This window comes from Sphingobacterium sp. MAE, assembly GCF_056711605.1.
The window spans coordinates 2,963,981-2,976,096 of record NZ_CM160044.1 but is presented as its reverse complement, the minus strand read 5'-3'; the positions used below and the strand labels follow the sequence as shown (position 1 = coordinate 2,976,096).

At 37.6% G+C, this 12,116-nt stretch carries 10 protein-coding genes; 1 reads left to right on the top strand and 9 read right to left on the bottom strand.

The annotated features are described in order from the left end of the window. Nucleotides 1-64 precede the first annotated feature (64 nt). From AC06G9_RS12765 to AC06G9_RS12725, 9 genes are all read right to left on the bottom strand, one after another. Complete coding sequence (locus tag AC06G9_RS12765; RefSeq protein WP_480956405.1) at nt 65-2,422, bottom strand: TonB-dependent receptor domain-containing protein; 2,358 nt, start codon at nt 2,420-2,422, stop codon at nt 65-67. 72 nt (nt 2,423-2,494) lie between these two features. Next, complete coding sequence (locus AC06G9_RS12760; RefSeq protein WP_480956404.1) at nt 2,495-3,835, bottom strand: PepSY-associated TM helix domain-containing protein; 1,341 nt, start codon at nt 3,833-3,835, stop codon at nt 2,495-2,497. 7 nt (nt 3,836-3,842) lie between these two features. Next, nucleotides 3,843-4,541: a DUF4198 domain-containing protein gene (locus AC06G9_RS12755; protein ID WP_480956403.1), complete on the bottom strand. Its 699-nt coding sequence runs from the start codon at nt 4,539-4,541 to the stop codon at nt 3,843-3,845. Nucleotides 4,542-4,626: 85 nt separating this feature from the next. Beyond that, nucleotides 4,627-5,850 carry a hypothetical protein gene (locus AC06G9_RS12750; RefSeq protein ID WP_480956402.1) on the bottom strand — a complete coding sequence of 408 codons (1,224 nt, stop codon included), beginning with the start codon at nt 5,848-5,850 and terminating at the stop codon, nt 4,627-4,629. Between the two features lie 22 nt (nt 5,851-5,872). Continuing rightward, a complete protein-coding gene (locus AC06G9_RS12745) occupies nt 5,873-8,296 on the bottom strand; it encodes a TonB-dependent receptor (RefSeq protein ID WP_480956401.1) in 2,424 nt (807 codons plus the stop codon). 133 nt (nt 8,297-8,429) lie between these two features. After that, nucleotides 8,430-9,629 (bottom strand): hypothetical protein, encoded by a 1,200-nt coding sequence (locus AC06G9_RS12740; RefSeq protein ID WP_480956400.1) that lies wholly within the window; start codon nt 9,627-9,629, stop codon nt 8,430-8,432. Between the two features lie 9 nt (nt 9,630-9,638). Then, the gene (locus tag AC06G9_RS12735; protein WP_480956399.1) at nt 9,639-10,241 is read right to left on the bottom strand and encodes a hypothetical protein; all 603 of its coding nucleotides are present in this window, start codon (nt 10,239-10,241) and stop codon (nt 9,639-9,641) included. Nucleotides 10,242-10,271: 30 nt separating this feature from the next. Continuing rightward, on the bottom strand, nt 10,272-10,844 hold the full coding sequence (locus tag AC06G9_RS12730) for an RNA polymerase sigma-70 factor (protein WP_480956398.1): 573 nt from the start codon (nt 10,842-10,844) through the stop codon (nt 10,272-10,274). Nucleotides 10,845-11,659: 815 nt separating this feature from the next. Further along, on the bottom strand, nt 11,660-11,794 hold the full coding sequence (locus AC06G9_RS12725; RefSeq protein WP_281047051.1) for a hypothetical protein: 135 nt from the start codon (nt 11,792-11,794) through the stop codon (nt 11,660-11,662). Between the two features lie 16 nt (nt 11,795-11,810). Here AC06G9_RS12725 and AC06G9_RS12720 point away from each other — a divergent pair, with 16 nt between their 5' ends. Further along, a complete protein-coding gene (locus AC06G9_RS12720) occupies nt 11,811-12,011 on the top strand; it encodes a hypothetical protein (RefSeq protein WP_480956397.1) in 201 nt (66 codons plus the stop codon). The last annotated feature ends 105 nt before the right edge of the window (nt 12,012-12,116 follow it).

The window sequence follows — 12,116 nt, the reverse complement described above, 5'->3', positions numbered from 1 at the left end:
GACGATCAATTTTTATTCGATTGGCGATGATTAGTTATTGCATAATTGTTGAAATTCAGTTTTTTTAGTTTCCAAACCGATAGCTCAATGACAATAGCACTTTTCTATTATCAGGAAAATCTGAATAAAATACTTTTAAGTTTCCATATTCACTCACTAACTGTGGATTAGCATTTCTGAGTAAACCATTTGCGGTCAGTTTGATCATACCACGTTCTCCAAACATTTTCTTTTCTGCAGCCAAATCCAGGCCATACCTCTTATCAGTCCGTGATGGTCCTGTTGTAATTCCCGATCGGTAGTAAACCGCTATTTCGGCTCGCAATCCATACTTAAATTGCAATGTATGACGGCTATTGGCTGTCCAGCTGGATCCTTTTGAATCTAGGTTGATCGTTCCAATTGCACCAGAATAGTTGTTGTAAAATGCATTAACATAATGACTTGCTGTCCACCATGTACGTAATGTCTGATTGTACATGACACTTGAACTATAGTTTAGGTAACGTCCGATATTCTCTGGCCTAGATAAATTTTCTCCAACTTGATCACCTTGACGAACAATCCAGTTGATCATGTCGCGCCCGTAGGAGATGCCCACTGTGGTGAATAATTTGTTTTTGTAGCCATGACCGATCTCACTGATGTAACTCTTCTCCGGTTTTAGGTCTGGATTTCCTTCGTTGTAACTATAAGCATCTTCATAGATCCGAAATACATTGATGTCGTGATCGCCCGGTCTTTCAATTCGGCTACTGAATGATGTTCTTATGGTGTTCTTCTCATTCAGGTGGTACAACAGTGATCCACTCGGAAACAGATCGAAATAACGTTGTTCATTTTTTTTGTTCAAGGTGACCTGATTGGCATCTATAAATGTATATTCTCCACGGAGGCCCGCTTGATATTCTATTTTCTTGAATTTACCAGAATAGATGGCGTATAGGGCTTCAATGTGTTGCGTATATTGAAAACGATTTGAAGTGGCATCATCGCGTATCCATGAGCCCATATCCAGTAGGGTATTGACCACATCGTTATTGATGAAAAAGTAAGTCCCTTTCCAGCCAACTTCAAGTTTACTCGAATCAGTTAATGGTTTACTGTAATCAAGTCTTCCGGAATATGTGGTATTACTTAAGTCCTGTACATTGGTCCTTCCGATAGCGTTTTTTGTACCCGTTAGTAAATTGGATTGTTCGGTCTCAAAGCGATTGTTATAATCATTACCGTGAGGAGCGAAGTCAAAGTTGAATTTTAAAAAGTGGTCCTCACCTTCGTATTTGTTTACGTAATTAATATTAAATGTCCAGTTCTTGAAAGACTCGTCGAAATGATTCTTGCTCAGCGCGCGTTTGGTGTAGATATTGGCAGGATGGTTCCAGGTATCCATCTCGATCGAAGCATAGGGTTTATAATTACCCCTCATCCAGTGTACACTTCCATCAAGGATTCCGCCATCTGAAAATTCATATTTTGCACCTGCTCTCAAGCTATGGAAATTAGCGTCGTCAAGTTTCTTGCTTTCGTGCTGCCGTTGAAAGGAGGTCAAATTTCCCTGATTAAAAAAGCTTCTTTCGGTCAAATTATGGCTGTTGCTTCGGTCATAACTCTTATTGCCCTGAACGTACATATCGAGGCCATTGACCTTATAATGTAGACCACCTCCAAAGCCACCATAAAATGCTCGCCCTTGTCCAGCTCGGACAAAAGCATCACCACCAAAGCCTAACTTTGTATTTCGCTTGGTCACGATATTAATAATCCCCGCTGTTCCCGATGCATCTTCTCGGGCCGAAGGATTGCTGATCAACTCCAATTTTGAAACTTCAGATGCCTGAAGCCCACGCAAGATACTCGCGAGCTGTTCTCCGGATACATACATATCACGGCCATTGATACGCACATTTGCACCCGCACGGCCCTGGATTGAAAAATTGCCTTTGCCATCGGATACTAAGCCAGGTGTTTTTTCAAGGAGCTCTAGGACATTGTTTCCTTCAGCTAATACACTTCCTTCGACATCAACAACCATCTTGTCGGCATACTGCCGTACACTGGCTTGCTTTCCGATCACCTGGACGGTTTCCATCCTATGTTCTGACGGTTGTAAAAAAGCGGGTACTATTGTCTGATCTGTTCCCGACAGTTTGTACTTTTTACTGTTTATTGTCGTGTAGCCAACGGAACTGTAACGAATCACATAATCGCCATCCTGGGTCGCATGCAATTGAAATGATCCATCCTTTGCCGCATCTGCCTGCATGGTTAATGCCGAATCGGGTAAACGTAAAAGACTTGCTGTAGCTCCTTTAATGGCCTGTCCATCTTTGTCAAATATTTTTCCAGACACCTTCGTCTGTGCTACAAGTCCTATGGTAGCACTTGAAAGCAGAACCGTTAATAATGTAGATTTCTTCATAAATAGTATCTCTTGTTCTTTCTAAAGAAAGAACCCTCTTAAGCATAAATTAAATAGTGATGATTAGGAAGCCTATGTGTTTGTGGTTTTTGGCCGAAAACGGATCGACGTTTTTCTAATCGTTGCATCTGCTTCCGTATTTTGAACCTGCATAGCGTCATGGGCAACTGTTCCTTTTAAAGGTTTATTACGCCTTTTTTTCTTACCCCATTTCCGGTTGTACCAGATTGTAAAACCTGTTATGGGTAAGGAACCAGCGATGAAGGTCAGAATGAATGCCAGCACTTTGGTGGGAAATCCCCAGATGGAACCCACATGAATATCATAATTGAGTCTTCTGAATTTTTCGCCTGCATGAAGCTCATAAAAATCCTTATTAAATAGCGAAATATTGTTCGGCAAAAATGCACCAGTATACTGGTCGAACGAATAATAGCGGTTGTTGTACTGCCTATCCATATCGTTTCGAATATATACGGAAATCGTAGCATCTTTTTTTACGCTATCCGGATAGGTGATTGTCAAGTAATGTGGATCTTTATATTGCGTAAGTATAGTTCGGATTTCTCGATCAAAAGCTTTTGGAAAGTGCGCCAATTGATCGATCTTAGTTGAATCGGAATGTACAGATGTTCGTTCTGCCAAAGGCTTTCCCCAGTTTGTAGACCAATATAGTGCTCTATTGAACCATTCTATACCATAGTACATCCCTGTTACAGCCAGCAACAGAACCAAAAGGAAAGAATAAAAACCAACTACATTATGGAGATCCAAGTTGACTCTTTTCCAGCCGGCCTTCCACTTGATAAGGAAGCTTTTCTCACGTGTGGATTTTGTCCATTTTTTTGGGTACCACCATATTAATCCTGTGATTAACGTGATACTGAATATGAGCGTCGCATAATTGACAATTGGACGTCCAATATCTCTCGGCAGCCAGAGAAATCGGTGTCCACTGAGTGTCCAAGCAAAAAAGCTGTTTAATTTTTTTCTTAACTGTGCTTCTTCCGAATTATCCTCCGTTTGCAGGCCTAAGTATTTACCTGTGTAGGGGTGTAATAAGTGCACCTGCGGTTGTGTTTTTTCAGTATCGTCTTTGTCTTTTACATGAAGGGTAAAGGAGACGGGGTGATCTCTTGTGTAGCTAATACTCCGTACAACAGCTTTTGGATAGATTGAGTCGGCAAGACTTATAATGCGCGATGGTGCAATCAGCGATTGACTGGAAGCAAGGATATATTGTCTTTCTTTTTTCGGAATGGCGAGATCTGTAATTTCATGATTGAAAACCCAGAGGCAAGCCATCAAACAGATGACAAAGACAATAATTCCTGAAATTAATCCCAGCCAAAGGTGGAGCCAGTTATTGACCAATCGAAATATCGACGTATTTTTCTTCTTTCTTACAGCCATCCTCAATTTATTTTACAGCAAAGCTCATCGAACTCGATCGGCTGTACTCTTCAAAATCCTGTCCTGTTACTTTTTCTCTTTTAGAGACTTCAGCATAATATTTGCCTTTCCATTCGGGAGTAAATTTGACTTGACCTTGCTCATCTGTTTCCAGCCATTTCATCCAGCCACTCGGTGCAATGATTTGAACCGCGGTATTGGATGCTGGCTTGCCTTTTTGGAATAAAGTCAGAGCGACTTCTTTTTTATTTTTAAACGAAGTTTGGTCTGCGAAGACAAATAATTCATTATCAAGGTGCATTTCAGTATTGCCAATGGTGGAAGTTCCGACTTGAATGGTTGCTATTGCATTGATTTGATATTGTGTTTTAGCGCCTTCCTTCCTTTCGGTATCTCTTTTTAGAGAAACATGATAAACGCCCTCTTGATCGGGAATGAATGAAGCCAAAAGGTGATCATCCTGTGCGGTAGCGGTTAAAGACGAGGTGCTGCCATCCGGTTTAATCAGTGTCAATGTAATTTCCATACCTTCTTTGTACCACCACCATTTGGAGACGACTTCATGTTCATCAGGTTCGCCATAGACTACTTTTATAGCGTGGGATTTTCCCTGAATACCCTTTAGTGAGGTTTCAATAAATACCGCATGTGCCGAAGTCGATAGAACGATAAAAAAGGAGAGGATTGTGAATACTAATTTTTTCATATGGTTTAACTTTCAGGTTTTTGAATAGAGAAATACCGAGCGGGAATGTCATACCTCCTCGGTATTTCTTAAAAGTTGTTTAATTTTATTTAAGTTTATTCAGGTGATAAACTTGCGTAATTCCCGGGTCGATCTCGGCGCCACGTTTTACGGAATTATTAGCCGGATCGTATTCATATACAAACCATTTTGATTCATCAGTTTTGAATACATCGTACAGCTTACCATTTTCCATAAAATTCATTGTTGTTTTTGATTCACCGCCACCAACTAGAATTCTTAGATCCGCAATAACTTTTTTGTTGGAAGGATCTATAACGTATGGACTGATATAAACTTTACCGTTTCCTAATTTTTGTACCTGTGCAGTATTGTTTTTGAATACGTTATAATCTTTTAAATCGAAGAAATAAGTTGGATCGAAGGCTGTCTCGCCCGATTTAATACGTAAAAGAGAATAGGTCGCCGCATTGGTTTTTTTAGTTACGATATACAGGTCGTTATTATCATCTGTGAAAGACAGTGTTTGGACCTCCCAGTGCCCAGCGGTAAAGCCACCACGTCCATCTTTTATAATTTTACCATTAGCCAGACTTGGATAATCGCAAACATACATATATGCGGTATCGATGATATCCTGACGTGTCTCATTACTTCTATATTTGTGACCAACAAATAATTTGTCACCTCTTTGCGTGAAGCTTGTCGGTACGATATATGGATTATGATCTTTTCCATCAGGAGTTTTAGGATTAAATTTGATCATTGGTATTTCGACACCAACTGTCTTATTGATCGTCATGTTGTTGATGTTCATAAAGTAGATCGGTTGTTCCAATACATTTTTCTCTTTATTGGTAACACCAGCGGTCTTAGTCATGACCATTTCATCTTTTGTACTGATATCTTTTAGGACTTTTCCTAAATAAAAATTTCCAGGGAAGGCATAGTTATTGGTCTCTCTCCAGGATTTGTTATTTAGGATTTCAAATTGACTAAACCTTGTGCCATCATTAGATATATAGTATTTCCCTTCATAGGCATAGGCGTAAATAGCATAAAAAGATGCGGGAAGGTGAGACGTAATATCGATTCCTTGATTGTTGTTGGGAGTCAATAGCGTATCTTTCATCAAATTTTCTGCAGTGAGCAGGTAGGAAGAGCCTGATGCGGTCGTCACCCATACACTATATAAACTAGTTGAAGCAGTTGTTGGCTTCTCTGGGTTGGTGGGGTCAGGTGATTTCTTGCAAGAAGAAAATAATACTGTCGCAACGAATATTGCGATGGCGAATTTGTTGATTTTCATAAAAAATATGTATTTATTGTTTTTACATGATTGATAATCTCAGCTTGACGTAAAATGCACGTCCAGGCCTTTGGAGGCGAAAATTGTCGTATGCTCTTTCATCTGTCAGGTTTCTCGCTTCAAAGGATACATTGTATTTATTACGGTCCCAAGCATAGCTAAGTACTGCGGAATGAATATTTTGAGACGGAATATGATCTTTGGATTCAAGAGAACCGAGATATGCTTCTGTTAAGTAAAACCAGTGGGAGTATTGATGTAAATAGGATAATTGTATTCTGCTTCCTTTTTGAAACCAGTTGTTCTGGATAAGGCTTACATCTGCATTTCCATAGATCCATGGTCGATTGGCAAGTTGGTGGCCATAATTTAGGCTGACCTGTTGATTGCCGGAATCGTCTGTGTATTTTGCATTGTCGATGGCTTTATCGTAAGAGCCATTTACCGTAATAGCAAAAAGATCCTTAAATCCATATTTCACTTCAGCTTCGAAGCCAAATAGCTTGACTCCTGCAACGTTGTAATATTGGAAATAGTCGTTTCCATTCTCTGTTACGGCGCGGGTGTTAATATAATGATCTGCTAATCTGTAGAAACCCGTTACATCTACATTGATAAAATGATTCTGGTTGATGAAAGTATTGTAGTAAAATCCGGTGTTGATATTATCGCTGCGTTCAGGTTTTAAATCCCAATTGGACGTAATATTTTGGCCATCGCCAAAAAGGCCCGTCATGGATGGTAAGTTGTATGCTCTTTCATACGACAGCTTCCATCCACCATCTTTCGTGATTCTATATCTTGAGGCAATGCTCATACTGTAGTAGTTGCCTCGTTTTTTTTGATGAATGATGTCTCCACTTAACAACTCGTTATTAGCATCAAATTTTCGTTCATCAATATCTTTGGATGCATCTAATTGATAATATTTTACCGCTAAAACATTTGATAAGCGTTTATCAAGCCATTGGTTTTGCCATGATAATCCTAGAATATGTCTTCCCAAATAGGATGGCAATCCAGATCGGTCATAGTTTCCTATTCTATCATATTCTTTTTGGTTGTTGCTGTTAAAGTTATAGTTGAAGTTTAAACTTTGATTACGAGCTTCATCAAAATCGTAGTTTAAATTGACCCGCGCTAAGTAGTTCGATAAGTTATACTTTGTATCTTTCTGCGGGTTGGGCGTTGTACCGATTTGATTAGATATCCAACTTCCAGACCAGTCGTAATTATACAATGCGGTATCTCTTACATATCGAGTGTCGTAACTATAACTTGTGAAAACGTCGGCGTAAAGACGGTTTACAATGAAATTGCTCTTTTTGTAACTTAGAGTCGGCATCAGGTAATTGCTCTCAGACCAAGCTCCACCAAACACCTTATTTATGGAAGCTCCAAGTTGATTTTCTTTATGATTTTGCGAATATGTTAACCCTGCATAGAATTGATCAGCCCATGATACCTCTCTAAAACCAACCTCTAATTGTCCCATCGCAGAAGTGTAAGCATCGTTAAATCGCTTGACTTTGGGCACGGGAACAAACTTATTGTCGACAGTCTTTTCTAAAATAACATGATACTTTTCTTCTGTATACATGTTATAATCATTGTCAGAATGATTGTAAAATGCATTCATCCGGAGTGATAGTTTGTTTTTGGGATTGGTAAATGTACCCACTAGTGCGGCTTGATGGGTATGGAATGAGCCAAGCGAATAACTGAGGTCCAAATAGGGTCTTGCGCGACGTTTGGTAATAATATTGACTGCACCGCCTAGGGCATCAGAACCTAAAAATGCAGGTACAACACCCTTATAGACTTCAACACGGTCTATAAGATTGACAGGGATATTATTTAAAGACATGGATGTGCCAAAGTTCTCCATAGGAACACCGTCGATATAAATTTTTGCATCTAGTCCATTGATCCGAAAAATAAAATTGGAGCCCAATCCACCATCTTCACGTATCGTAACCCCCGTGGCTCTTTTCAGTACTTGGGTTAAATTGGCGGCTTCATTGGCATGCTTATTCATATCAATGACGCTTACATTGAATCCTGAACGCTTTATTGCTGCTACTTGATGCTCATTTTCAGTTTTTCCACGTGCAGATACAGTGACTTCATCCATATAATTCTGATCTTGCTTGAGCTGAAAGTCCTGAATAAACAAGTCTCGTATTGCTCTCTCTTCGGGGCTATATCCAACAGCGGTTACGCGTATTATAGCATCATTGAATACAGTTGTGTGTAATTTATAATATCCGTCTACATCTGAGGAGGTACCTGTGCGTTGATCTTTAAGAAGTATGGATGCTCCTGCGATCGGTTTTCCAAAGTTATCTTTGACAAAACCTGAAATAGCATTCTTTTTGGAGGTCTGTGCCTGTACAGATACAGTAAAAATGAATAACAGTACAAAAGTAGATGTTGACTTCAACATTTTATTTAGATTAAGTATATATAAGAGGGTTGCCTATACTTATCAATTACCGAATGTTGATATTGTATATTTTTTAAAAAAATATACAAATGGTTGATTATGAGGTTTGTTATTTTAACAAAATAATGGGTAATTACTTCAAATAATCCATGCGGACGGTAAAGTTTGTTGAATTGGGAAGTTTGAGACCTTTCGAAATTTCTTTCGTCTGGAGGTTGTATTTCCAAACACGATGTTCGTCATTTGAATCGTCTATGGTTATATACACGTATTTTTTGTCCGTCCAGACATTTTCTTTCTGTGTGCCTTTATCCAACGGAAGAGGGATTTTTTCAATAGAACCTGATTTTAAATCGACTAACCTATATTCAAACTGATAAACAGCATGAAAATTAGAGAAATCGGTATACAGTTTCTTTTGTTCATTACGGATAATAGCTTTTCCATTACCGACATACCATATACCATAAGCGTGATTTCCAATTGTTTTAGAAATATTGATCATATAGTCTTGGTCGACTAGCTGTTGCCCCTTTTTCTTTCTAAAGATAGCTGTTGGTAACTTGGGGTTATTTCCTAATGCTATACCAGGGTTAGTCATAAAATAATAATCACCATGTTCGTCTTTAAAACTATAGGATTGTATGATATTGAAGCCTCCAGGATAAGTTGAACGTGTTTCTTTCTGAATATTTACAAGTTTAAAGCTTTCATATTTTATGTTTGCGTAATAGGTTGTATCGGAGGTTGTATGGCCGTATTTTCCAGTAGGTTTAAAAAAGGAGTAGGCTAACCATAGATTGTCATTCTCAATATCGACAAGACCGATGTGTAGTGCCTTATATTCTTCTGTAGCAAAAGGTAAGACAATTGTATCTTCCTTGATGATTTTCATAGTGGCAACATCGATTTGATAAATGCGCGCTTGGGATATTTTCTCCGCGAGATCTTCCCTGCAAACGGCGATTAGATTGGTACTATCTTTCCATGCTATGGTTTCAAAATCACTGTTCCGAAGCGGTAGGCTGTCGATAATAATTAAGGATGAACCTTGCAATTGCTGTTTTGTAAATACACTCGTTCGACTTGATAACCGATAAAAGAAACCGTTTTTATAAATATATTCTCTCTCTTGTATCCGTGAGGTAGACAGTGGAATTTGAAAAGTAGGTCTTTTGCTGTCATCTAAATTTTCAGAGAACAAAAAGCTCGTTGGACTTTCATCTTTGTTGAATAGGCAAAAAACAAAATTGGGATATATATTTTTTTCAGGAACTTGTTTACACGAGAAAATGAAAGTTACAAGGGAAAACAACACTAAAAATCGCTTCATGGTTGTCTATTAAATGTTTTGAAACTGTTCTCGGATTTTAATTTGCATATTGGACGGTAAAAAAGCCAGATCACTCTTTTGAAATGCAACTATTTTTCCAAAGTCAGGAGAATCGGATACGAAATACTCTCTTCCTGCTTTAAACACCAACATATTATGATTACTATCCAAAAGCTCGAAATCTCTCTTGGGTTTTAAGATAAAGTCTCCAGAGAAGGTAAGTTTTTTATTGACTAGATCAATGTTAGCAATACTATTTTTACTTAACTGAACATCGTAGTGATCTTCCGTAAAGAGCTTACTATTTTCAGCCGATCTATTTGTAAAAGTGTGATTATCCAAAATAGGATGGGAAAAATATAAAATAGAAAAACCGAGGATAAAAATGACAGCCGCTGCTGCACAAATTTTACGCCAATTTATTTTCCGGGTTTCGGCACCTTCTGCTGTGATCTTATCCCATATGGTAGATCCGATATCTTCGTTTACATCACTGCTTTCCCCGATACTATCCCAGGAATTATTACTCAACCATTTTTCGACTAAATGCTTGTCAGCCTCAGTACATTTACCTGAAGCATATTTTTTTAGTATATGTGGGTTGATTTTCATTTCTTATTAATCCGATTAATCCGAGTACATTCAAAAGTACAAAAAAGAAATTAATAGAAATCTAGCAATATTGATATTGCAATACTTTTTAAGTCTGAACTTAATAGCAGCTAATGCTTTGCTGATATGATATTCGACTGCTCTTTCTGAAATTAATAAGTTTGTTGCTATTTCTTTATTGGTCAGTCCTTCTTCGCGACTTAGTTTATAGACATTTTTGCATTGTCTTGGCAATGAATCAACCGCATCATCCACGTGATTTTTTAGTTCTTTGTAATCAATGTTATGATCTTCGTACAATTCTGTTTTACTATTTAAGATCAATTCATGATGCCGCTCCTTGTTGCCTTTATTTCTTAGAAATTCTAGCGATTTTAATTTTACCGAACGCAAAAGATAGTGTTGTGCATCTTGCAATTGCAGGTATTGCCTTCTTTCCCAAAGTGATTTAAAGACCTCTTGAACAATTTCTTTGGCATCATCTTCGTCCCCAACGCTTTTGAGCGCAAACGAATACATTCTCTTCCAATATAATTGGAAAAACTCTTCAAATTGTTTTTTGCTGATCGCTATTTTATGTATGGAGGTTTTCAAAGCATTCAAATATACGTTCTATTTAGACTTATTACAAATAGAAAGCTTTATAAGATGCAAATTCTGCTTATTACGATACTGTTTATTCACCCAAAGGATTGAGTTATTAATCTGTTTATAGAAAATAATTGAAATAGTTCTTAAGGATATCAATTTCTGAAAGTATTCTACGACCAATTGAATCGACTATGTAAATCATAACTGAAAATTGCCTTATGAGTATTATTTTTTCCAAAATTCCATCAAGCAGTGTATACCACCATAATTCTAATAAATCCCTTGTTTAAAGCTTTGCTACGACTTCATATGCTTTATAAATCAATACTTTACACTTAGTTATACACAGATAATTGCCAAATATCTATAGTTGAAAATAATTTGCAAATAGTAGTCATTTTTAAACATCAAAAGGGCCTAATTTTCATTAGACCCTTTATCTCAACGTTTAACAATACAGTATTTTCTTTGTTTCTAATCGTTTCCTCTTTTTTGTTTCGTCATCCAACTGGTTTTGACGCAATCGGATTTATTTACTGTACGACGTCATTTTATCATTTTACCCTTTCTTGCTGAAAGTATGTTTGTGATCGCTTTGTACAATTAGAACACCCGCTAGCTAAAATAGTTCAAATAATTTTACATGTTTTCTTCCTTCATTCACTGATTTTTTTGTGTAATTCTAATTGCCATAGTGTATAGACGATATATACACCCTACTTTTGAATCAATAATTGCTGCAAAGCAGGTAGCAGGGTTTGAGTTGAAGGATGAAGGGCTCATGTCATTAGGAACAGAAAAACTAGCACAATCATAAAATAAAGATATTATGAACACTTAGCAAAAACACTTACTGTAGCAGCCTTGATCACAGTTTCAATATGCACTATTGTAGTAGGTAAACCATCAGGAGACAACTCCAAGAATGGAACAGTAAACTTATCCGCATCAGATCTAGCCATAGATCGTTAAGTTGCTGTGATGACCGTTTGGCAGTTGGTAGGAGTAGAGCAACTGTTTACATCCGAGTTCAACCAAAAAGTACATGCATTGAACGATAAGACTAATAGCCGTCTAGAAGTTATCTGTTTATTGAAAAAGCAAAAAAGGGGAGCAGTTAAATTTAAAACAAATACCGCCCTCGTACAGGCAACAGCTGATACTATAATCGCCAATTAACCATAGAGTTTGACGAATTTACCAAAATAGATCTCATTGCTTTAGTCAATGATGGTGGTAACTGGAAAGTATCTCTATCAATTAAATCATATAAGCAACTTACTG